The organism is Exiguobacterium sp. K1, assembly GCF_033721435.1.
Classification (GTDB): Bacteria; Bacillota; Bacilli; order Exiguobacteriales; family Exiguobacteriaceae; genus Exiguobacterium_A; species Exiguobacterium_A artemiae.
Genome location: NZ_JAOTIT010000003.1, coordinates 391,000 through 413,789 on the forward strand (window position 1 = coordinate 391,000; position 22,790 = coordinate 413,789).

The 22,790-nt window shown below is 49.9% G+C and carries 18 protein-coding genes and 1 other annotated feature; of the genes, 17 read left to right on the forward strand and 1 reads right to left on the reverse strand.

Annotated features, from left to right (window positions below):
• Positions 1-3: 3 nt before the first annotated feature.
• The 10 genes from N7U64_RS09620 (at position 4) to nrdG (ending at position 12,316) form a co-directional block, all read left to right on the forward strand.
• Complete coding sequence (locus N7U64_RS09620) at positions 4-825, forward strand: DNA-3-methyladenine glycosylase 2 family protein (protein ID WP_318929638.1); 822 nt, start codon at positions 4-6, stop codon at positions 823-825.
• A gap of 115 nt (positions 826-940) precedes the next feature.
• Positions 941-1,378, forward strand: coding sequence for a RicAFT regulatory complex protein RicA family protein (locus N7U64_RS09625; protein WP_012369946.1), 438 nt, complete (start codon positions 941-943; stop codon positions 1,376-1,378).
• A 66-nt stretch (positions 1,379-1,444) separates the two neighbouring features.
• A complete protein-coding gene (gene mutS / locus N7U64_RS09630) occupies positions 1,445-3,976 on the forward strand; it encodes a DNA mismatch repair protein MutS (RefSeq protein WP_318929641.1) in 2,532 nt (843 codons plus the stop codon).
• 14 nt (positions 3,977-3,990) lie between these two features.
• The gene (gene mutL, locus N7U64_RS09635; RefSeq protein ID WP_318929643.1) at positions 3,991-5,814 is read left to right on the forward strand and encodes a DNA mismatch repair endonuclease MutL; all 1,824 of its coding nucleotides are present in this window, start codon (positions 3,991-3,993) and stop codon (positions 5,812-5,814) included.
• A gap of 177 nt (positions 5,815-5,991) precedes the next feature.
• On the forward strand, positions 5,992-6,381 hold the full coding sequence (locus N7U64_RS09640) for a CidA/LrgA family protein (RefSeq protein ID WP_318929644.1): 390 nt from the start codon (positions 5,992-5,994) through the stop codon (positions 6,379-6,381).
• Entirely contained in the window at positions 6,368-7,054 is a 687-nt protein-coding gene (locus tag N7U64_RS09645; RefSeq protein WP_318929645.1) for an LrgB family protein, read from the forward strand. The genes N7U64_RS09640 and N7U64_RS09645 overlap by 14 nt, the downstream gene beginning before the upstream one ends.
• A 43-nt stretch (positions 7,055-7,097) precedes the next feature.
• Entirely contained in the window at positions 7,098-7,628 is a 531-nt protein-coding gene (locus N7U64_RS09650) for an AAA family ATPase (protein WP_318092564.1), read from the forward strand.
• 108 nt (positions 7,629-7,736) lie between these two features.
• Positions 7,737-9,776: an ATP-binding protein gene (locus tag N7U64_RS09655; RefSeq protein ID WP_318929647.1), complete on the forward strand. Its 2,040-nt coding sequence runs from the start codon at positions 7,737-7,739 to the stop codon at positions 9,774-9,776.
• 265 nt (positions 9,777-10,041) lie between these two features.
• Positions 10,042-11,883: an anaerobic ribonucleoside triphosphate reductase gene (locus N7U64_RS09660; protein WP_318929648.1), complete on the forward strand. Its 1,842-nt coding sequence runs from the start codon at positions 10,042-10,044 to the stop codon at positions 11,881-11,883.
• Positions 11,858-12,316, forward strand: coding sequence for an anaerobic ribonucleoside-triphosphate reductase activating protein (gene nrdG, locus N7U64_RS09665; RefSeq protein WP_318929649.1), 459 nt, complete (start codon positions 11,858-11,860; stop codon positions 12,314-12,316). Before N7U64_RS09660 ends, nrdG begins: the two co-directional genes overlap by 26 nt.
• 54 nt (positions 12,317-12,370) lie before the next feature.
• Here nrdG and N7U64_RS09670 read toward each other — a convergent pair whose 3' ends face one another.
• The gene (locus tag N7U64_RS09670) at positions 12,371-13,846 is read right to left on the reverse strand and encodes a DHA2 family efflux MFS transporter permease subunit (RefSeq protein ID WP_318929650.1); all 1,476 of its coding nucleotides are present in this window, start codon (positions 13,844-13,846) and stop codon (positions 12,371-12,373) included.
• A 164-nt stretch (positions 13,847-14,010) separates the two neighbouring features.
• Here N7U64_RS09670 and N7U64_RS09675 point away from each other — a divergent pair, with 164 nt between their 5' ends.
• The 7 genes from N7U64_RS09675 to N7U64_RS09705 all read left to right on the forward strand — a co-directional run bounded on the left by N7U64_RS09675 (position 14,011) and on the right by N7U64_RS09705 (position 22,475).
• A complete protein-coding gene (locus N7U64_RS09675; RefSeq protein WP_012369956.1) occupies positions 14,011-14,919 on the forward strand; it encodes a TetR/AcrR family transcriptional regulator in 909 nt (302 codons plus the stop codon).
• A gap of 75 nt (positions 14,920-14,994) precedes the next feature.
• Positions 14,995-16,440 carry a SulP family inorganic anion transporter gene (locus N7U64_RS09680; RefSeq protein WP_318929651.1) on the forward strand — a complete coding sequence of 482 codons (1,446 nt, stop codon included), beginning with the start codon at positions 14,995-14,997 and terminating at the stop codon, positions 16,438-16,440.
• Between the two features lie 99 nt (positions 16,441-16,539).
• Positions 16,540-17,367 (forward strand): fumarylacetoacetate hydrolase family protein, encoded by an 828-nt coding sequence (locus N7U64_RS09685; protein WP_318929652.1) that lies wholly within the window; start codon positions 16,540-16,542, stop codon positions 17,365-17,367.
• Between the two features lie 231 nt (positions 17,368-17,598).
• Positions 17,599-18,345: a DeoR/GlpR family DNA-binding transcription regulator gene (locus N7U64_RS09690; RefSeq protein ID WP_318929653.1), complete on the forward strand. Its 747-nt coding sequence runs from the start codon at positions 17,599-17,601 to the stop codon at positions 18,343-18,345.
• Positions 18,342-19,262, forward strand: a complete 921-nt coding sequence (gene pfkB / locus N7U64_RS09695; protein ID WP_318929654.1) for a 1-phosphofructokinase — start codon at positions 18,342-18,344, stop codon at positions 19,260-19,262. Before N7U64_RS09690 ends, pfkB begins: the two co-directional genes overlap by 4 nt.
• A gap of 16 nt (positions 19,263-19,278) precedes the next feature.
• Positions 19,279-21,213 (forward strand): fructose-specific PTS transporter subunit EIIC, encoded by a 1,935-nt coding sequence (locus tag N7U64_RS09700; RefSeq protein ID WP_318929655.1) that lies wholly within the window; start codon positions 19,279-19,281, stop codon positions 21,211-21,213.
• A 116-nt stretch (positions 21,214-21,329) separates the two neighbouring features.
• Positions 21,330-22,475 (forward strand): FUSC family protein, encoded by a 1,146-nt coding sequence (locus tag N7U64_RS09705; protein ID WP_012369962.1) that lies wholly within the window; start codon positions 21,330-21,332, stop codon positions 22,473-22,475.
• A gap of 63 nt (positions 22,476-22,538) precedes the next feature.
• Positions 22,539-22,742 (forward strand) — a binding site (T-box leader).
• The last annotated feature ends 48 nt before the right edge of the window (positions 22,743-22,790 follow it).

The following is a 22,790-nucleotide window of genomic DNA, read 5'->3' on the forward strand; positions in this document are numbered from 1 at the left end:
GGTATGTGGCAGAAGAACTTACGGTTAGAAGACGACTATGACTTTGCCGGAATCCGGAAGCGGCTTCGCGGTGACCGGCTACAAGTTGAACGGGACGGGCGGTTGTTCGTACCGGTTATGTTGCCGGAAGGGAACTTTATCGGTCAGGTGGAAGCAGTCGGTTCCCGCGAACTGCTCTTATCCGGAGAAGGTCCACAGGAACCGATGGTGCAACTGTTGCGCCGTCGGTTTCGTCTGGATACGACGAACCCAAGTCAGCACCTCTCAGAGACGTCGCTTTCAGAAGTCGTGGCGACGTTCGGAGCGGAGCGGCTGGTCCTGGATATTAATCCGTTTATGGCACTGATCCGGTCCATCATCCATCAACAGATTAATCTGGCATTTGCGCAAGTGCTGATGGAACGCTTCTGCCGGACGTTCGGCACGGAACAAAACGGTGTAATTTTCCCGCCGACGGCAGAGCAACTGGTGAATGTCGAACCGGAACAGCTTCGGGCATTGCAACTATCCGGCCGGAAAGTCGACTATTTGCTTGGTGCCGCACGGGCCGCAATCGATTTCGAGCGGCTGACGGAAGCGCCAGACGCCACGATTGCCGAGACGCTGATTGCCTTAAAAGGAGTCGGTCCCTGGACGGTGCAAAATGTCCTGATGTTCGGTTACGGACGGGAAGATCTGTTTCCGGCATCGGATATCGGTATTTTGCGAGCGTTTGAGCGGTTGCACGGTACACGCCCGAGTGTCGAGGAAGCGGTTCTGCTTGCGGAAGAATTTGCCCCGTATCGGAGTCATGCTGCGTATTTATTATGGCGGTCGATTGAATAAGGAACTATTCTTGTCACCCCTCAATGAGAACGGTATAATGAATGCGTTAAGAACGAGTCATCGTTCGCAGATACGATAAGCGTAGCGGAATCACCGCTTCCGATAGAGGGGACGAATGTATATGTACACAGATGAACAAATCATCGAAAAGGCCAATGAAATCGCGAAAATGATTTCCGAAACGTCAGAGGTGGAACGATTCAAAGCCGCTGAAGCCAACATCAACGGGAACGAAAAAGTTCAAAAGATGATGAAACAAATCAAGTTCCTGCAAAAAGAAGCCGTCAACTGCCAGCACTACGGCAAAACGGAAGCTTTGGCACGTGTCGAAGCAAAACTGGATAAATTATTCGCAGAACTCGATGAAATGCCGGTCGTCCAGCAATTCCAGGAATCACAGGAAGAAGTCAACGGACTCCTTCAATACGTGACGGTAACGATTTCAAACGGAATCACGGATCAAATTATCGAAGCGACAGACGGTGATGTCCTGGCGGGGAAAACAGGCAGCGGGATGGAAGCGGAAAATAAAAGCGGCGGTTGCGGCTATTAATCAATGAATTGAATGGGAAAAGCCGACGGATTCCCGTCGGCTTTTTACGCGAATGGGGTGAACAGCATGGAAGCAGTCCATAACACACCGATGATGAAACAATATTTTTCGATTAAGGCCGACTATCCGGACGCCTTTTTGTTTTATCGGTTAGGTGATTTTTACGAATTATTTTTTGAAGATGCCAAACAAGTGGCGCATGAACTGGAATTGACGCTGACAGCGAAAAACGGCAAGAATGCCGAACACCCGATTCCGATGTGCGGTGTACCGCACCATGCCGCAAACGGCTATATCGAACAATTGATCGAACGCGGTTATAAGGTGGCTTTATGTGATCAGGTCGAAGATCCGAAGCTGACGAAAGGTCTCGTTAAACGAGAAGTCGTCCAAGTCATTACACCGGGAACGCTGATGTCCTCGTTGACGGAAAAAGAAAACCGGTATCTCGTCGCCGTCGTCGAACAGGACGGACGATTCGGGATTGCCCGGGGCGACGTTTCGACCGGTGAAAGTGCCTTGACGAGTGTTGCGACACTTGATGCCGTGGCAAAAGAATTGAGTATCATCCTGCCGCGTGAAATTGTCGTCACGTCAAGTGAACACGAGGCGGCACTCAGCCACTTGCAGATTCCGTTGACACAAAGTACGCGCCGGGAAACCCATCCGCACGGCGACCGGGCGATTGATGCGGCACAAGCAGATGCCTTTGCTGTGCTCTATGCCTACATGCATGATACGCAAAAACGATCGCTTGCCCATCTGCAACCGGCCATCGTTTACGAAGCGACCGACTTCATGCAGCTCGAACCGAATACGGTCAAAAATCTGGAGCTGGTCCGGTCTGCTCGGACCGGCGATAAAAAAGGATCGTTACTGGGACTGCTTGACGTCACGGGTACGGCAATGGGTGGCCGGATGCTGAAGCGCTGGCTCGAAAAACCGTTGCTTTCGCAACACACGATTGCCGAGCGGCTGGATGCCGTCGAAGAATTGTTGGCTCATTATTTCGAGCGTCAACAGTTGAAGGATACGTTGCGGGAAGTCTATGACTTGGAACGATTGGTCGCAAAAGTCGGATACGGGACGGCGTCCGCCCGCGATCTCGTCCAGTTGAAGTCAACGCTGCGTCTGATTCCGCGGATTCAAGCGGCACTGGAAGAATTACTCAGTGACCGGCTCGGACAGCTGGCACTTGGACTTGATCCGCACGATGAATTAACCGATCTGCTCGACCGTGCTTTTGTCGAGGCTCCACCGATTTCGACGAAAGATGGCGGAATGATCCGGACCGGATTTGATCCGGCGCTCGACGAATTACTGGTGGCGTCAAAAGACGGGAAGACGTGGCTGGCAACGCTTGAAGCCAGTGAACGGCAAGCGACGGGGATTAAGACGTTGAAAATCGGCTACAACCGGGTCTTCGGTTATTACATCGAAGTATCGCGGGCCAATGCCAAACTGTTGCCGGAAGGGCGTTACGAACGGAAACAGACACTTGCGAATGCGGAACGGTATGTGACGCCGGAACTGAAAGAGAAGGAAGCACTGATTCTCGGAGCTGAGGAAAAAAGTATTACGCTGGAATACGAACTGTTTTGTCAGGTCCGCGATCAGGTGAAGACACACATCGAAAGTCTGCAACGGGTCAGCCGGCGGATTGCCGAACTTGATGTTCTCGTCGCTTTGGCGGAAACCGCTGAACGGCATGATTACGTCCGACCGGTGACCTTGACGGGTCGGAACGTAATGATCGAAAACGGGCGACATCCGGTCATCGAGACGGTATTGCCACGCGGGGAGTATGTTGCGAACGGCATCAATCTGAATGAAGACCGGGAAATGCTGTTAATCACAGGACCGAACATGTCCGGTAAATCGACGTATATGCGCCAGTTTGCTTTGATTGCCTTATTGCATCAAATCGGATCGTTTGTCCCGGCAAGCCGGGCCGAGTTACCGATTTTCGATCAAATCTTCACGCGAATCGGGGCAGCGGACGATTTAGTCAGCGGTCAATCGACCTTCATGGTCGAGATGGTCGAGACGCAGGAAGCGTTGACACGGGCAACGGACCGTTCGTTGATTCTCCTCGACGAAATCGGTCGCGGGACATCGACATATGACGGGATGGCGCTTGCACAGGCCATCGTCGAGCACATCGCGGAGCACGTCGGGGCGAAGACTCTGTTCTCGACCCATTATCATGAGTTGACGGTCCTTGAGGACTCGATGCCGCGTCTCGCGAATGTCCATGTCCGGGCTGTCGAGCAGGATGGACGGGTCGTCTTCTTACATGAAGTAAGGGACGGGAAAGCCGATCAATCATACGGAATCCACGTTGCCCGTCTGGCTGATTTACCGGATGCCTTGATTGCCCGGGCGGAAGTCCTGTTATCGGAATTCGAGCAAACAGAGGAACGGACCGTCGTATCACCGAAAGAGCCGGTCGTTCAGGCGGAACCGGTCGATCAACTCAGTCTCTTTGCTGAGACGGACCCGGTCCGGGAAACGGTCCAGAGACTGGATTTAATCAATATGACACCACTTGAAGCATTAAACACGCTCTACCGTCTGCAGGCGGAAGCGAGAAAATAAGGAGGTCGTCCGGCATGGGAATCATTCGGGAACTGTCCGATTCGCTTGCGAACCGGATTGCGGCAGGTGAGGTCGTCGAACGGCCTGCCTCCGTCGTCAAGGAACTGGTGGAAAATGCACTCGATGCGGGAGCGACACAGGTTGATGTCGAACTCGAAGAAGCGGGAATGAAACGCATCACGATCCGTGACAACGGGCACGGTTTTTATCCGGAAGACGCGGAACTGGCGTTTGTCCGGCACGCGACAAGCAAAATCAAGGATGAACATGATTTATTCCGGATCAAGACGCTTGGATTCCGTGGTGAAGCCTTGGCCTCGATTGCATCCGTCAGTAAGGTCACCTTAAAGACGAAACGGGAAGAGCAGGAAGGGATTCAGCTGACGCTTGATTGCGGACGGCTGACGGATCGGTCGGCGATTGCGATGAACCGGGGGACAGAGCTGACGGTCGAACAATTATTCTTCAATACACCGGCCCGGCTGAAGTATCTCAAAACGACGCATACGGAACTGGCAGCCATCACGGACATTCTGAACCGGGTCGCTTTTGCCCATCCGGACGTCAAGCTGTATGCGGTCCATGAAGGGAAAGTCTTGATTCAGACGAATGGTTCGGGGGATGTCCGGCAGGCGCTTGCCAGTGTCTACGGGCATCAGACGATTCAGGGGACACTTGTTGCAACCGGCACGACGGCCGATTATCAACTGACCTGTCATCTCGTGAAGCCGGAAGTGACCCGGGCATCGAAAAATTACATCACCCTGATCTTAAACGGACGTTCGGTGAAAAACTTTGCTCTGACACAGGCCGTTCTAAACGGTTATCACACTTTGCTGCCAATCGGTCGTTTTCCGATTGCCGTCATTGAAGTGACGATGGATCCGTTGCTGATTGATGTTAATGTCCATCCCGCGAAACGGGAAGTCCGTTTATCGAAGGAAGCGGAACTCTGTCAACTGATTCAGGAGACGATTCGCTTAACGCTCAGCCGGCAGACATTGATTCCGAAAGTGACACCGCCAAAACCTAAAAAAGATCCGAGTGCGCAGGAAAAGTTGGAATTTTCCTACGTGGCGGAGCCGGTTGAGGAATTGTCTTCGCGATCCGTTTGGAATTATCCGATTCCGAAACGGACGGAAGCGGGGAACGAACATGTCCCGTCAGCCAACCGGATTCAACCACCGGATCCATCGATCGATATGCCGGATGAGCCGGTACCGGAACAAACAGATGAGCCGGTCGCGACGGGTCCGAAATTTCCGCATCTTGATGTCATCGGTCAGCTTCATTCTTCGTATATCGTCTGTTCGGGTGCGGACGGAATGTATCTGATTGATCAGCATGCCGCCCAGGAACGGATTAAATACGAGACGTATAAAGTCATGTTCGGTCGTCCGCTCGAGCAGAAACAGCAGTTACTGCTGCCGTATACGTTTGAGATTGCGAGTGACGACATGCGGCGGATGGACGAAGTATTGCCGCTCCTCCGTGATGTCGGGATTGAGCTCGAAGCCTTTGGTCCCCAAAGTTTCATCGTCCGGGAAGTTCCGACCTGGTTCCCGTCGCACCGGCAGGAGGAGACGATTCAGGAACTGATGGATGAAGCGTTGATGAAACGCAAGATCGATCTTGAAACGTACCGGGAAGATGCGGCAATCATGATGGCGTGTAAAAAATCGATCAAAGCGAATCATCCACTGAATCATGAGATGATGCGGCAGTTAATCGTTGACCTCGCCAAAACCGAGATGCCGTTCACTTGTCCGCACGGTCGGCCGGTCATCATCGAATGGACGACGTATGAACTGGAAAAACTGTTTAAACGCGTCATGTAACGAAGAGAAGAGATGCCTGTCTTACGACAGGTGGCTCTTCTTTTTTTGTGCTAGAACAGAAAAAGGACAGAAACGGTGTGAGAACGGTTACTTGAACGAATCGGGGTTATTTCATTGATTGTTCACAAAGTGAGGAGGATAATAAGACCCGAATACGTTAAACAAGGGGAAATCAGAATGCGTTCAAAACTATTGTTAAGTGTAACGATTCTACTGCAGATCATCCTCATCTCCGGTTTCGCCATGCTCGGGGATATGGTGAGTAGAGGATTGCAGTTACCGTTACCGGGAAATATCATCGGATTGATCTTATTGTATCTGGCATTAAAAAGCCGTCTGCTTAAAGTTGATTACGTCGAGCGGGGAGGACGGTTGCTGTTGCTCGTCATGCCGTTATTTTTTGTTCCGGCTTTGTCCGGCATTATGGACTACACGGTGTTCATGCGTCAATCCGGTCTTCAAGTCCTGGTGATTTTAATCATCAGCAGTCTGTTGACATTAACGGGATCCGCATTCCTCGTCGATCGATTGGCCCGTCGCAAAGAGGGGATTGATGTCCGTGAGTGAAGCACTGTTTTGGCTGGTGTTGACGACATTGCTGTTTGGCGGTGCGTTTTGGTTATACCGGACATTTCCGTTCGTCTGGACTTTACCGATTCTGACCGTAACGGCGGCTGTGATTGTCATTTTATCGATCAGCGGCACAACACATGCCGCCTATATGGCAGGCGGACAATATTTATCACGGATGCTCGGACCGGCGATTACGGCCTTTGCGATTCCGTTATATCAGGTCCGCCATCATGTCCGGAAGTTTTTACCTGAGATTACGCTTGGTGTCGGGATCGGAACGTTGATTGCCTTGACATCCGACCTGCTGCTTGGTCTGTTGCTGCATTTGGGCCGGGCGACCAACTTGGCATTATTGCCGAAATCGGTTACGTTACCCGTTGCCTTGGCGATTTCGGAACGGTCCGGCGGGACGCTGGCGTTGACAGCGACGTTCGTGCTTGTGACCGGGCTTGTCGGTTCGATTGTCGGGCCACGGTTGATGACCGGGCTCCGGATCCGGCACTTCGTCGGACGCGGTGTCGGACTGGCCTCGATTGCTCACGTCATGGGGGCAACGAAATCAATGAGTCTTGATCAACGCGAAGGCGCAGTCGGTCTGCTGACGATGGTTTTGACAGCTGTTCTTGCCAGTGTGCTTGCACCATGGATTATTCAAATTGTATATTAAAGAAAACTCCTTCAGAGGAAAGATAAAGGTGTGAACCCTGACAATGATTATTTGGATCAATGGAACGTTTGGTGTCGGTAAAACGACGGCTGCACACGGGTTACAGCAACGCATCAAAGGATCACATCTGTTTGATCCCGAGTTGACAGGTCAACTGTTGCGGCAACAGCTTCCGCAAGAACAGCAGACAGGTGATTTTCAGGATGAGCCGCTTTGGCGCCGCTTGAATCTGCTCCTGCTCGAACAGCTGGATCAGGCGTCTGCCGTCATCATCGTCCCGATGACATTAACGAACTCCGGTTATTTTGAGGAAATCGTCGGTGCCTTAAGAAAAACCGGGCATCAGGTCCATCACGTGACGTTGATGGCGAGTCCGAAAACCGTCAGACGCCGGTTGCGAAGCCGGTTTGAACGCGGACAGTCCTGGGGCGGGAAACAGGCTGAAGAGCGGTTGCGGGAACTGTCCGATCCGCTCTTCTCACATCATATCGAAACGGACGGTATGTCGAAGCGGCAAATCGTCGAGGCTGTCGGATTACGGTGTAATCTGCACTTATTGCCGCCGCAGCGCTGAAGACACAGGATTGAAACCGTAAGATTAAGGGAAATAAAGGTGTGATGCGGAACAGTTGTTTCGCATCACACCTTTATTTTTGGATTTTAGTAGGAGGCATTTATCAATATGAAACAATGGATGACTGAAAAACTGGGGAGACAGCTGATGGCCGTTTTTTACAGCGTGTTTGCCTGGAGTGTATTCACATCTGTCGCCAGTTATCTGTATATCGACAATTCGGCTGGTCAGACGAAAGAGCAGGTTCTTGATCAACTGCAACAAACCCAATGGTTTTGGTTTTTGAACTTATTGATTTTTCTTGTCTGTTTATTATTCATAGTCCGGCCGTTAATTGGGCGCTTGACGATGCAGTTACATGAACTGAACATTAAAAGCCAGCGACTGGCGGAAGGGAAATCGATTTCCCTCGAACACGATGTGTTGGTCGAAAATGAAGTCGGTCAACTGACGGAATCGTTTTACCGGATGGCCGGATCGATTTCCTCGCAACATACGGAACTGTCACGGAAGAATCAGTTAATGGAACAAAATCAGCAGGCGTTGAAAAATAAGCAAAATGAATTGGAAAGGGCACTTGAAATCACGCGTTCCAATGAATTGCATCTGCAGGACCGGAATGAACTGATTGAAACTCTCGCCTCAAAGGAAAGTTTGTTTGATTACTCGTCGGTCATCAGCACGATCGTTCGACTGACGAAAACCGAATTTGGAGCCTTGTTGCTGATTAAAAACAATGAGATTTCATCGGTCGTCCCGAAAGAGATGACGGAGGAACAGCAGGAAAGTCTGAAAACGGAATCCTTGCTGCTGAAACGGGTCATGATTTCAAAAGAAACGGCCAATTCGTCGAAGAAAGTGGCGGATGACCGTTTACTCAATTACCCGTACTATATCTATGAAGCCGTCATTCCGCTCATGGATCCGGCAAAAGAAGAACTCATCGCCTGTCTTTACCTGGCCCGGTTCGATGATGCCTTTACCAAAAGTGATCTCAGTGAACTGGAGTCTTTCTCCAAACAAATCGCGATTTCCTTGATGCGGATGTCACTTTATGAACAGATGGAGCAGGAGCGCCGGGAAACCGCCCAGTTGCTCAATTCGGTCCGTGAAGCCATCCTCTATATCAAACATAATGAGAAAACGATTTTAGGCAATCAGGCTTTATTTGATATCTTTGAATCCCTGCAGGTCGAGGAAGACAATGATTCGATGACATTTCTTGAAGTCCGTCCGGAAACGATGTTCGAGCAGGTCGACCAACAGGAAGCGTTTGAGGCGTACTTTGAAGAAGTCTTGAACGGTGAACTTCCGGAAGGTATGCTGTCATTGTCGATCGATCAAGGGGAATACTTCATCCAAGTGTATGCGGAAAAAATCGAACTAGGGGATCAATCAGATGGAACGATTCTTGTGTTCCGTGACGTGACGGCAGAAACGGAAGTCGACCGGATGAAATCGGAACTGGTCTCAACGGTTTCCCATGAACTGCGGACACCATTGTCTTCCATTTACGGTTTTACGGAATTGATGCTGAAACGTGATCTTGATCCGGCACGGAATAAACGGTATTTACAGACGATTCACGATGAGTCGAAACGCCTGACCGATCTCGTCAGTGATTTCCTGAATGTCCAGCGGATGGAATCGGGCAGACAGTCCTATGAAAAAGAAGTCTTTGATTTGATTGATACGGTTCGGGAACAAACGCGCTTTTATCAGGCGGCTACAGAAAAGCACCGTTTGCAGCTGGATGTGGACGAAGCACACGAGTTTTTGGTCAATGCCGATAAAAACAGCATGAAACAGTTAATCGGTAACCTGGTTAATAATGCGATCAAATACTCACCGGACGGTGGCGATGTCGTCATTTCGCTGACACACCATCACAATCAGATTGAATTGAGTGTCCGCGACTTTGGTCTCGGTATTCCAAGCAGTGCGATGCCGCACCTGTTCAGCAAGTTTTACCGGGTCGACAATTCCGACAGCCGGAAAATCGGTGGGACGGGTCTGGGTCTATCAATCTGTAAGGAAATCGTTCGGGCACATGACGGAAACATCGACGTCGAATCGATCTTAGGGGAAGGCACCGTGTTTAAGGTGTTATTGCCAAGTGTTTCGGATACATTGATTGAAATGGATTGAATCTGACAGGACAGAAAGTGTGGAAAGAACCCTCCACTTTTTCTGTCCTGTCTTTTTTCGTTCATAGTGAGTTTCCTCATAACGAACAAGGAGTGACTAAACATCGATGAAACCGGATGTCATTCGGATTTTTGAAAACATTTCGTGACGAAATACCCGTTTTCCTTGCAAATCGTTTCAGATATGCAGGGATTGCCGGTCTCGGAAAGCTCTCGCTATAGTGGGGATACAGACAGAAACCACACGAATTTAGGGAGAGATGAAGATGGACGTACAGACACTATACGAACAAATCGTGGAGCATCCGTCAACGGATGAGATGCAGGAAAATGCTAATGTCGACGGAAAATCGCCGCTCGGCAAGCTGAACCGTCTTGCCGGTGTCGCTGCAAAACAGATGATGCAGGATATGCTGCTGTCAACGGAAGCGAAACAGGCGCTTGCTGAAAACATCATCTACATCCATGATGCCGACTATTACGTGACCGGGACGACGACCTGTGTCCAACTGCCGCTCGGCCGGTTGTTACAAGATGGATTTACCATGGCCCATGGATCCATCCGTCCGGCACAGGATATCCGGTCGGCGTTGGCACTCGCCGCCATTATCATGCAGGCGAATCAGAATATGCAACACGGCGGGCAATCCTATCCGATGTTCGATTTTGATCTAGCTCCGTTTGTCGAAAAAACCTTTCAACGTCAATTGAAGAAAATTCATGACGTGGTCCCGAAATGGTCAAATCGGCGCAAGCGAGCCTACGCAATGTCAGAAACGTACGAAATGACCTATCAAGCCTGTGAAGCGTTTATTCATAACACGAATTCGATGCATTCACGCGGCGGCGGTCAAGTTCCCTTTATTTCGATTAATTACGGAACGGATACGTCGATGTTTGGCCGGATGTTGATTCGCGCCCTACTTGAAGCGACACGGGCGGGACTTGGAAAAGGCGAAACCCCGATTTTTCCGATTCAAATTTTTAAAATCAAGGCCGGGGTGACACTAAATGCAACGGATCCCAATTACGATCTATTTCAATTGGCGACCGAAGTGACAGGAAAACGGTTATTTCCGAACTTCGCCTTTCTCGATGCCCCGTTCAATCAATCAGCGGATGATGCGCCGGACACAGAAGTGGCGTACATGGGTTGCCGGACGCGAGTTCTTGAGAACCGGCAAGGCCGGGCGTCCGTCGTCGGGCGGGGAAACCTGTCGTTTACGAGTCTGAATCTCGTCCGTCTCGCTTTGATGACACAAAGTATTGACCGGATGTTTGAAGCCGTTACCACGTACACGACTTTGATTTGTGAACAATTGTTGGAACGTTATCACTATCAAGCCAATCGGACGGCCGATGAGTTTACTTTTTTGTACCGGCATATCTGGCGCGGCGGAGAGACGCTTGCTGGATCCGACCGGGTCGAACCCATTTTACGGCAAGGAACGTTGTCTGTCGGGTTCATCGGTTTGGCGGAAGCCTTAATTGTCCTGACGGGGCAACATCACGGGGAATCGGAACTTGCTCACGGAATCGGTCAAGCCTTGATTCGATTGATACGGACGATTGCCGATCAGTACGGGGAGAAAACCGGTCTGAATTTTTCCGTCCTGGCGACACCGGCAGAAGGATTATCCGGTAAATTCACGGTTGCAGATAAAGAACAATTCGGTGTCATTGAACGTGTGACCGATAAACCGTATTATACGAACTCGTTTCATCTGCCGGTCGGGACGAACGTGACCATCCGGGAAAAAATCCGGCTCGAAGCACCGTTTCATGCCTTATGTAACGGCGGACACATCACGTATGTCGAGACGGACGGGGCACTCGCTGAAAATCCGGAAGCCATCGAAGATATCGTCCGGCTGATGGCGGAATCGGGCATCGGGTACGGTTCGATTAATCATCCGATTGACCGGTGTTTGACGTGCCGGACGGAACAGACAATGGAACAAGCATGTCCGGTGTGCGGCGGGGAAGAGATTGAACGGATTCGCCGGATTACCGGTTATCTGGTCGGGACGATGGACCGGTGGAATCCTGCCAAGCGGGCGGAAGAACAGGACCGGGTGAAACATGCGGCTGCTTCAGATTCTCGCTGATTCTGTCGTCGACGGTCCGGGTCTGCGAACGGTCGTCTTTTTTGCCGGTTGCCCCCACCATTGTCCCGGTTGCCATAATCCGGATTCCTGGGCAGTTGAAGGCGGAGAGGACTGTAGCGTGGAGCAAGTCATTGAACAGATTCAACAGATGGGTTCGTACCGGGTGACGATTTCCGGCGGAGAACCATTTTTGCAACAGCAGGCGTTATCCGAACTGGTCCACGCATTGACCGGCTATGACATCTATCTGTTTACCGGTTACCGGCTCGAACAGTTGCTTGATGATACACAGGCCCGACAAATCCTGTCACAAGTGGACTGTTTAATTGATGGTCGGTATATCCAGAGACTTCACGATCACTCTTTAGCCATTCGCGGCAGTACCAATCAACGGATTTTGAACAGGGAACAGCTCCGCCGCTTTCTCGAATAAAAAAACAGGTCGTTTCCTCTCACTCGACATGAGAAGAAACGACCTGTTTGGTGATTATGCGTATTTTTTTTCACGTGCTTCTTCGATGTGAATGACGTCTTGATCGACTTTCCGTTTTTTAATGAAGAAGGATAACCCTAAAGCGAGTAATGCGAGCAACGTAGCGATGAAGAACGTATCGTTGATGCCTTCGACCATCGATTGTGTAATGATCGTTTGCGGATTGGTCGTCGGCGTAGCGCTTGCTGCCAATTCTTTTGCATACCCGGCGGTCCGTGTTGTCATGACGGTGACAAGCAGTCCTGAACCGATTGCACCGGAGACTTGCGACAACGTGTTATTGAGTGCTGTCCCGTGCGGTGTCAAGTGTTGCGGGATATGGTTTAACCCGTTTGTCATGACCGGCATCATGACCATTGAAATACCGAGGAAGCGTAACGTATACATGATGACGAGGAATGAATACGCTGTATCCGCAGTCAGACGACTGAAGAAGAAGGTCGTCAGAACCGTCAGCGATAATCCGATCATCGCTAGAATCCGCGCACCGAAACGGTCAAACAGTCGGCCGGTAATCGGCGACATGAAGGCCATGACGAGTGCACCCGGCAACATCAAGAGTCCGGAGTGGAATGGTGAGATGCCGCGGATCGTCTGGACGTAGATCGGCATCAGGATCATGGCGGAGAACATCGACATGTTCAAGACCATTGAAATCGCCTGCGATAAAGCAAACATCGGATATTTAAAGATCCGGAACTCAAGCATCGGTTCATCAAGCCGGAATTGGCGTATAATGAACGAGGCGAGACTGATGACACCGATTGCAAGCGCACCGATGACTGTGAAAGAATCCCAACCAGTTGAGCCGGCTGAACTGAAACCGTACAGTAATCCACCGAATCCGAAACTCGAGAGGACAAGTGAAAGTTTTTCGAGACGGAGTGTGCTTGTAACGACTTCTTTCTTTAATAAGAAAAATCCGATGACCAGAACGAGAAGAGAAATCGGTGTAACGATATGGAACAGCATCCGCCATTCATAATGTTCAAGCACCCAACCGGATAATGTCGGACCGATGGCGGGTGCGAACGTGATGACTAGACCGAAAATCCCCATGGCTTGTCCGCGTTTTTCGATCGGGAAGCCGTTTAACAAAACGTTCATTAACAGCGGCATCATGATGGCGGAACCGGATGCCTGTAACATCCGCGAGCCGAGCAGGACCGGAAACAGATCCGCTTGACCGGCGACGATGGTACCGATGGAGAATAAGCCCATCGCCGTTAAGAACAACTGGCGCGTCGAAAATTTTTGAACGAGAAAAGCCGACGTCGGAATCATGATTCCGTTGACCAGCATATAGCCGGTTGTCAGCCATTGCGCCGTACTGGCTTCAATGTGGAATGATTTCATGATGGATGGTAAAGCGATATTTAACAGCGTCGAGTTCAGGACGGCGACGAAGGCGCCGGCCATCAAGACCGCTAAGATTAAATAAAGACGAGATGATTGCTTCGTTGATTGCATTTCGTTATGCTCCTTTTGTACAGTAAGTCTATTTTGTTATACACTGATTCTACGACTTAGCTATCTTACCGTCTGAAGCAAAACATTACAAATTATTTGCTTTATACACTAAAGTATATAGATGATTTTTGAAAAACAGATCATTTAAAGAAAAGGATAATGATATGAACCCGAAAAAGAAACAGCTCCTTGATGCTGCCTACCAACTGTTCGTCGAAAAAGGATACCAGTCAACCTCGATCCAGGACATTTTAGATCAAAGTGTCGTCTCCAAAGGAACATTCTATAATTATTTTTCGTCGAAAAACGAACTGTTCATTGATGTCTTCAACACCGTCTTCGAAAAGATGCGTAACGCCCGAAAAGAAATCCTGGTCGGACGCGACGTCTCGGATTACGAGACATTCATTCAGCAAGGGAACTGCTACCTCGAACTGATGCAGAAGTACAAACTGTATACGTTGTTTGAAGAAGCGATTGCTTCGAATGAAAAAGAATTAAAAGCGTTCATGGAAAATAACCGGCTGCTCGAAATCGAATGGACCTATCACCGGTTGCGCGATTTGTTCGGAGAAGCGAAAACACCGTATCTGCTCGATTTAGCAGTCATTTATACCGGCATGCTGCAATATGCGATGTACTTCTTCCGGCAATCGGAACGAAATACGCAACCGGAGCGGGTCGTCCGCTATGTCTTCAACCGGTTGACGCATCTCGTCGAAGATGTCAGCCGGACGGAAGAACAATTGATTCCGCCACGCTTCCTGTCGGTCTGGCTCGACCGTCCGCAAGATGAGGTCGTCATCCGGAAAGATTTATTCGAGAAGACGAATGCTCATATGAAGCAATTGATCACACTGTCTGTCATTTCAGAGGAATCAAAAGAAGCCCATGACGAGGTGCTTGATTTCATTTACGAAGAATTATTGGAACGGAAAAAACCGAAAATCCATCTGTTGAAGCGGGCACTCGAAACGTTGGCGGAAGATCCGATCTTCACCGGTCAGGAAATCATGGTCCGTTATCAGGAGATGGTCGATGAAATCGTCCGGATCCGGACGCGTCTTCAGTAAAGAAGGACTTGTTGTTTCAGGCAAAACCTCTTACTATAAAACGATGTATGTTAAACACAAGAAATGAGGAATTAAATGTTTTCACAATGGAGAAAAGAATGGGTTCTGCAACCGAAAGCAGATTTGTTATCCGGTATCGTCGTTGCCTTGGCACTGGTTCCGGAAGCGATTGCCTTTTCCTTAATCGCCGGAGTCAATCCGATGGTCGGCTTATATGCGTCCGTCATCATTGCCATCATCATCTCGATTGCCGGCGGCCGCCCGGGGATGATCTCGGCAGCAACCGGAGCGATGGCGCTTGTCGTGGTCCAGCTCGTTAAAGATCATGGCGTCGATTATTTACTGGCGGCCGGTATTCTCGCAGGGATCTTCCAGATTATTTTAGGTCTTGCCGGCGTCGCGAAATTATTACGTTTTATTCCCCGGGCCGTCATGGTCGGGTTCGTCAATGCCTTGGCCATCTTGATTTTTTCGGCGCAGCTGCCGCAGTTTGAAGGACAGAACTGGATCATGTACGCGATGGTCGCGGCGTCCCTTGCGATCATCCTGATCTTCCCGCGGTTTACGAAAGTCATCCCGGCACCACTCGTCGCGATTACAATCATGACCATCCTGACGGTCACCTTTTCGCTCGATACACGTGTCATCGGCGACATGGGTCAGATTTCAGCTTCGCTGCCGAACTTCTTCCTGCCAAATGTTCCGTTTTCGCTTGAGACGCTGCAAATCATTTTCCCGTATGCGTTGTCGCTTGCGTTCGTCGGTCTGATCGAGTCGTTGTTGACGGCGCGGATTGTCGATGAGATGACGAATACGACATCGAATAAAGCAATCGAATCCCGTGGACAAGGAATCGCCAACATCGTGGCCGGATTCTTTGGCGGTATGCCGGGCTGTGCGATGATCGGGCAATCGGTCATCAATGTCACATCCGGCGGTCGCGGTCGTTTGTCGACTTTTACAGCCGGAGCATTTCTGATGCTGTTGATGGTGACGATGAATGATTTACTGATGACGATTCCGATGGGGGCCCTCGTCGGTGTCATGTTCTTTGTGTCGTACGCGACATTTGACTGGGGATCGTTTAAAATGCTGAAAAATTCGCCGAAAAGCGATTCCGCTGTCATGCTGGCAACGGTCCTCGTGACCGTCCTGACGCATGATTTGTCGATGGGCGTACTGGTCGGGATTTTACTCGCCGCGATTCTGTTTGCGTCGAAAATTTCGCGGATTGCTGTCAAACGTCAGGTCGAAGGGACAAACGTCGTCTACCGGATCAACGGTCCGATCTTCTTTGCGTCGACGACGGCGTTCGTCGAACAATTCGATTTGCCGGCAGACAACGATTTCGAACGGATTACGCTTGATTTTACGCAGGCGCATTTGTTTGATGATTCGGCAACGGAAGCGATTGAAACGGTTGTCTTGAAATATCAGGCAGCCGGTCTGTCAGTCGATTTGGTTTCATTAAATGAAGAATCACAGGCACTTGTCGACCGTTTAGCCCGTCGCATTGCCTGAAGAAGAACCGTCCGAGACGTATTTCGGGCGGTTCTTTTTTCGTGAAAGCAGACGGTCACGGAGACTTTTCGGTATACTGGAAAAAAAGGGGGAATAGTCATGAAATGGTTTCGGTTTGAGCAAGAAGGAGAGTCACGGATTGGGGTCGAGGAAGCAGGTTTCCGGTACGATGTGACAACGCAGGTTTATACGGATTCGTTACTTGAAGTCATCGCACGGGGATTCGAGATGGATCTTGATCTGGATGTCGCACCACGGTTGAACGATGAGATCCGGTTACTCGCACCCTACATACCACCGCGCAACGTGATTTGTGTCGGGAAGAACTATGCCGATCATATCAAAGAGATGGACACGGCAGGAGCCGGGAAGTTTGTCCTGTTTACGAAGGCACCGAGCTCCATTGTCGGTCCGTTTGAAGCAATCGAGCGACATGCGGAGTTGACACAACAACTCGATTACGAAGGTGAGCTTGCCATCATCATCGGGACGTCCGGTCGTGATTTGACACCGGAAAATGCACTGGATCATGTCTTCGGTTACAGTATCGTCAATGATGTGACGGCACGGGATCTGCAAAAAGAGCATGTCCAGTTTTTCCGCGGCAAATCACTTGACGGGTTTTGCCCGTTCGGTCCGGTTATCGTGACGGAAGACAGCTTTGATCCGACGGATGTATTGGTTGAGACCCGGGTCAACGGTCAATTGCGGCAATCGGGTTCGACGAAACTGATGCTCCGGGATGTCGTAACGATTTTGACGGAGGTGTCGCGTGGGATGACACTTGAAGCAGGGGATATCATCGCGACCGGTACACCGGCCGGCGTCGGACACGGCATGAAACCGCCGACGTATCTCCGGGACGGGGATGTCGTCGATGTCTCGATTGAAGGAATCGGTCATTTGCAAAATCACGTCAAAGCGTAAAAATGAATATTCGATGACCGTACTCTTTAAAACCGCTCACGTGATGAGCGGTTTTTTTGTGTAAACGGTCACGGAATGACCGTTTTTGATGTATAATGGATGTATAACAGGATGTTATTGTCGAATAAAGTCGTATTTTGAAGGTTTTTTAACGAAAAACATAAAAAAATGAATGTTTTTGATTGATTTTTGAATGTAAACGCTTTATATTAAGGATGTGGAGGGAAACTCATGTTAACGAAAAAACGCCATCAACTGATTCTCGAGCTGCTTGCCCGGGAAGAAGTCGTCAAAATGCAAACCATCGTGGATCAGACAGGAGCCAGTGAGTCGACGATTCGCCGGGACTTATCACAACTTGAATCAGCCGGACATTTACGGCGGGTTCACGGCGGAGCGACGGCCAATCACATGCAGATTGATGAACCGAGTTATTTCGAGAAAAGTGACCGTTTCGTCGAAGAGAAGGACCGGATCGCGCAAGCTGCGGCTGACTTGATCGAAGACGGGATGTACGTGTATCTCGATGCAGGAACGACGACACTCGCGATCGTTCCGCATCTCGAACAAAAGGCGATTACAGTCGTGACGAACAGTCTTCCTCTAGCGAATACGTTACTCTATCACCGTATCCCGACGTTCGTCGTCGGAGGGCAACTCAAGCATTCGACCCAGGCACTCGTTGGGTATAATGCACGTGAAGGAATGTTGATTTACCATTTTGATGTCGCTTTCCTTGGGATGAACGGTGTTCATCCGACTCAAGGTTTTACGACACCAGATCCGGAAGAGGCACTCGTTAAGAAGACCGCGATTGAGTTAGCGAAAAAGTCTTATGTGTTAGTCGATGAGACGAAACTCGATGAAATCAGTTTCAGTCGGGTCGCGTCATTGCGAGCGGCAACGATCATTACGATGACATCAAGTGAACAAGAAGCGAAGTACAGTCAATATACAGAGGTGGTGAACGCGAAATGATTTATACACTGACACTCAACCCATCGATCGATTATTACGTCACATTGCCGGTATTTGAGGCAGGACAAGTCAATCGTGTGGAACAAGCGGAAAAAGTAGCAGGTGGAAAAGGAATCAATGTCTCGCTCGTCTTAAGAAACTACGACGTCGAGACGGAAGCTCTTGGATTTTTAGGTGGCAGTACGGGGCAATTCATTCGTAACGAACTGGAAAAACAAGGCGTCTTGACCGCTTTCACACCGATTGCTGACGAAACACGGATCAACGTTAAAATCCGTGCCGATCAAGAATCGGAACTCAATGCAGCCGGTCCTAAGATTAAAGATGAAGAATTACAGGCGTTACTGGCTGCGTTCGAAACGATGCAGCAAGGTGACATCGTCGTCTTCGCAGGAAGCATTCCAAGCAGCCTGCCGCAGGATTTGTACCGGGAAATCGCACAAGTCCTGACGGAACGAGGCGTGAAATTCGCCGTCGATACGACGAAGGAAGCGATGCTTGAAGTCTTACCGCTCGGTCCATTCATGATTAAACCGAACCATCACGAACTCGGTGAAATCTTTGATGTCGAGATTACGTCAAAAGAAATGGCGGTTCCGTACGCGCAACAACTTGTCGAGCGTGGCGCGGAAAATGTCATCATCTCTTTCGCAGGTGACGGGGCGTTACTCGTCAATCAGCAAGGTGCCTACACGGCGAACACACCAGCCGGTAAGCTGATCAACTCAGTCGGTGCCGGTGATTCACTCGTCGCAGGATTCGTCGCCAGTTACGCGCTCGGACGGCCGCCGGAAGAAGCGTTCCGTTACGCCGTCACGACAGGCAGTGCGTCCGCTTACTCATTTGGTTTATGTACAAAAGAAGATATTGACCGTTTATTGACCGATGTCCAAGTCGTTGAACTCATTCAATCCTAAAAGGAGTGACAAACTCATGAAAATTACAGATCTGTTAACACGTGATACGATCCAACTCGACTTACGTTCGTCGAATAAAGCAGCTGTCATCGATGAATTAGTGGATGTACTCGATCGTGCCGGAAAATTAAATGACCGCTCGGCTTACCGCGAAGCCATTTTGGCCCGGGAAGCCCAAAGTACGACGGGACTTGGTGAAGGAATCGCGATTCCGCATGCGAAGACGGCAGCCGTTAAATCACCTGCCATCGCGTTCGGACGTTCGACAGGAATCGATTACGAAGCACTTGACGGACAACCAAGCCGCTTGTTCTTCATGATTGCAGCCGGCGAAAATGCCGACAACGCGCACCTTGAAACATTATCAAAACTGTCTGTCTACCTGATGGACATGAAGTTCCGTGATACGATTCTTTCCGCTCGTTCGGAAGATGAAGTCATCGCTGCGATCGAAGCCAAAGAACGGGAAGAAGAAGGTCCGGTCGACGTCTCGTCGTCAAATGTTGCCCAAGATGCACCGTACATTCTCGCCGTCACAGCATGTCCGACCGGTATCGCCCATACGTATATGGCAGCCGACGCCCTCCGTCAAAAAGCGGAAGAAATGGGTGTCCGCATCAAAGTCGAGACAAACGGTTCGACCGGCGTGAAAAACGGTCTGACAAGTCAAGATATTCAAGAAGCGACAGCCATCATCGTCGCTGCCGATAAAGCCGTTGAGATGGATCGTTTCAACGGGAAACATGTCGTTGAAGTTCCGGTCGCTCAAGGAATCCGTAAACCAAAAGAACTGATTGATCGTGCTGTCAAACAGGATGCGCCGGTCTATAAAGGTAGCGGTTCAAGCGACAGCTCAAAACCAGCCCGCGGCGGTTTCTACAAACACCTGATGAGCGGGGTATCCGCCATGTTACCACTCGTCGTTGCCGGCGGACTCTTAATCGCGATCAGCTTTTTCTGGGGCATCAACTCAGCCAATCCGGAAGATCCGTCCTACAATGAATTTGCTGCTCAGTTAATGTCAATCGGTAAAGCTGCCTTTGGTCTCTTGATTCCGATTCTTGCCGGATTCATCGCGATGTCGATCGCCGATAAACCGGGTCTCGCACCAGGTTTGATTGCCGGTTTCCTCGCCAGTCAAGGGAATGCCGGATTCCTCGGTGGATTGATCGCCGGTTTCCTTGCCGGTTACGTCGTTCTTTTACTTGTCAAAGTCTTGCAAGGTCTTCCGAAAGCTCTTGAAGGAATCAAACCGGTCTTGCTTTACCCGCTGTTCGGTTCATTCATCACAGGGATGATCATGTTGCTTGTCATCAACGAACCGATCGCTGCGTTCATGACATGGTTGACAGATTCACTCAACGGTCTCAGTGGCGGTAACGCCATCCTGCTCGGTATGCTCGTCGCAGCGATGATGGCGATTGATATGGGTGGTCCAATCAACAAAACGGCTTACGTTTTCGGAACAGCCGCTTTAACAGCAGGAAACACGGAAGTCATGGCAGCCGTCATGGCAGGTGGTATGGTTCCACCGCTTCTCGTCGCTTTCTCTTCCACATTGTTCGCCCGTAAGAAATTTACACCGCAAGAACGCGAAGCAGGTATCGCTGCTTACGCAATGGGTGCTTCATTCGTCACAGAAGGTGCGATTCCATTCGCAGCAGCCGATCCACTTCGTGTCATCCCGTCAAGCGTCATCGGTTCAGCAATCGCCGGTGCATTGACAATCGTCTTCGGTGTGTTGCTTCCGGCACCACACGGCGGTGTGTTCGTTTTCCCATTACTTGACGGACCATCAGGCACATTAATGGCCGTTCTCAGCTACGCTGGTGCCATCTTAATCGGAGCACTTGTCGGAGCTGCCATCCTCTCGATTTTGAAAAAACCGCTCGTCGATCAAGAAGTTGCGAAAAAAGAAATGACTTCTGGTACGGGAACAAAAGCTTCGTAAGAAAAAATTATTTGATAAAATCACTCCAAGGCGACTTGGAGTGATTTTTTAATTGCCTTTTTCGGGTATTAGAGCAAGAATAGGGGGCGTATCCCCACTAAGAAGGAGGTTTGTATATGGGCGGTCAGTCTTTACAAATTGGACCACGTACCATCAAGACCGGACTTGCGGTCATTTTGGCGCTGATTATCAGCAACCTGTTTAATCTAAGCCCGATCCTACCTGCGATTTCGGCAGCTACCACGTTATTACCGTCCGTGTATCAGACATGGAAACAATTCCTCGAAGAAGCAGAGGCTAACCTGATCGGAGCCTTCCTGACGCTCGTCTCACTCTGGATCTTAGGCGATAATCCTGCTAATCCACTGGCAATCGGAATTGTCATCATGGCTGCCATCTCGATTTTACTGGCATTTGGTTTCGGCCGGACGATTCCCCACGTCGTCTTGATGATTATCGTCATTTTGGAAAGTGTCGAAGGGGCGACCGATCCGTTATGGCAAATCGTCCTGATCCGGTACTTACTCGTCATGCTCGGAATCGGGTGTGCACTTGGTGTCAACGCGTTGATTTTCCCGCCGCGTTACGGAAATGTTTATTATCAAAAAGCTTCGAAACTGTTCGAAAAATTACTCGTCGTGACCCGGGCGATTGCCTTTGAAGGGAAAGTCACGCCATACCGGTCAGCAATCGACAAAATGGGTCGCTTGATGCTCGAGACGAAGACGCTGTTCAACTTACACCGCGAAGAAATTCGCGGATCCCGGCAGCGGCATGTCTCATTATTGCGGAACTTAATCATCCTGCAACATATGCAGTCGTGTCTGGAACGGGGTGTTGCGACGGCAGAACGGTTCCGTGAGCGGGAGAAGGCGTTGAATTCAATTGCTGATGAGTTGCGGAGCGAGTTGTTTTATCACCTGATGCATATCGCTCAGCGGCAGGAAAAAGTCTTGTTGACGTACGACCTGTTATTGACGGAAGAACCGCTGGCGATGGAAGATCTCGTCAAAGAAAACATCGCCTTCGTCAAACATTCTTTCCTTGACCGGGACGAACTGGAAGAGGAAATCATCATGGAAATCCTGCCAATCGTCGTCGCGATGAACGAGTGGATTCAGGAACTGGAATTGTTTGAAAAACGGCTGAACGGAGCGCTTCGTCGCCATGTCACATCGCTGTCGATTGAACAAAAATCAGTCCGGGACAAAACCTTTAACCGATTTAAACGAAAAAAAGCGATTGACGAAAGCCAAAAGTAAGCGTATAGTCCTCCTTAACAACACTTTAGTTGCTAACAGCATAACAGCATAACAGAATGAAAGATATGGACAAAGACGAAACCGAAGTAGAAACAATCTCCCTGTTTCAGAGAGCACGTGGCGCTGCGAACGTGTACACAGATTGGATCGAATTACAGTTTCCGAGTCTCTTGCCACGCAAGCGGAGAAAACCGTTATCCCGTAATGAAGCGATCTATATTTATGTAGATTATCAGGGTGGTACCGCGGCCTTTCGTCGTCCCTGTCGAACATCTTTGTTCGGCAGGGACTTTTTGTTGTTCATCTACTTTTAAG